This window comes from Aquipuribacter hungaricus (assembly GCF_037860755.1).
Classification (GTDB): domain Bacteria; phylum Actinomycetota; class Actinomycetes; order Actinomycetales; family JBBAYJ01; genus Aquipuribacter; species Aquipuribacter hungaricus.
The window spans coordinates 1-1,326 of the sequence record NZ_JBBEOI010000429.1; the positions used below are offsets into that span (position 1 = coordinate 1).

Annotated in this window: 1 protein-coding gene; it reads left to right on the forward strand. The window is 75.3% G+C overall.

Features of this window, described 5'->3' with window-relative positions:
* Window positions 1-1,326 (forward strand): putative lipid II flippase FtsW (gene ftsW, locus WCS02_RS20390; RefSeq protein ID WP_340296150.1); only part of this gene is annotated, 1,326 nt, incomplete at both ends.

The window sequence follows — 1,326 nt, forward strand, 5'->3', positions numbered from 1 at the left end:
CCGTCGGCCCGGCCACGGGCAGCTCCGCGGTCGGCCTCACCGGGCGCGGTGCGGCCGGCGTCGGCGCGGCCGGCCCGGCGCCCGAGGTCTCGTGGGTGCCGCGCCCGCTGCGCCGCTGGACCGACGCGCTCGACACCCCCGTGACGTCGTTCGTGCTCGTGTCCAGCGCGACCGGGCTGCTCCTCGTCTTCGGCCTGCTCATGGTGCTCAGCTCCAGCAGCGTGGAGTCCTACGCCACCGCCGGGAACCCCTGGGCCATCGCGGGGCGGCAGATCATGTTCGCCGCGATCGGCCTGCCCCTGCTGCTCGTCGCCGCCCGGCTGCCGGTCCTGTGGTGGAAGCGGCTGGCCTGGCCGGCGCTGTTCGGCGCGCTCTTCCTGCAGTGCCTGGTGTTCGTGCCCGGGCTCGGCTTCGAGGTCAACGGCAACCGGAACTGGATCCGGCTCGCCGGGTTCACCGCCCAGCCCAGCGAGGCGATCAAGCTCGCGCTCGTCGTCTGGGCGGCCGCCGTCCTCGCCCGCAAGCGCGACCTGCTCGGCAGCCTCGCCCACGTCCTCGTGCCGGTGGTCCTGCCCGTGGGCGCGATCGCGCTGGGCCTGGTGCTGGCCGGGCACGACCTCGGCACGGCCCTGGTCATCCTCCTCACCCTCGCCGGGCTGCTGTTCGCGGCGGGCACGCCGCTGCGCTACTTCGTCCTCGGCGGGGGCGTCGCGCTCGCCGGCGTCGCCGCGCTCGTCCTGCAGGAGCAGCACCGCGTCACCCGGATCCAGGCCTGGCTGTCCGGCCAGCAGTGCACCGACATCTACGGCGAGTGCTGGCAGCCGGTCCACGGCATGTGGGCGCTGGCCTCCGGCGGCTGGTGGGGCCTCGGCCTCGGGGCCAGCCGCGAGAAGTGGGCGTGGCTGCCCGAGGCGCACAACGACTTCATCTTCGCCATCGTCGGGGAGGAGCTCGGGCTGCCCGGCACCCTCTCGGTGCTGCTGCTCTTCGTCGCCCTCGCCGTCGGCATGGTCCGCGTCGCCCAGCGCACCGTCGACCCGTTCGTGGCCATCGCGACCACCGGCGTCATGGTCTGGGTGCTCGGCCAGGCGCTCATCAACATCGGCGTCGTCATCGGCGTGCTGCCCGTGGTCGGCGTCCCGCTGCCCCTGGTGTCCAGCGGCGGCTCGTCCCTCGTCGTCACCATGGTCGCCCTCGGCATGGTCATGTCCTTCGCCCGCGCCGAGCCGGGCGCCCGGGAGGCGCTGGGCACCTCGGCGCGCGCCGCCCGGTCCGGGGCCGCGGTCGTCGCCGACGTGCGGCTGCCCCGCGCCCGGGTCTCCCCGG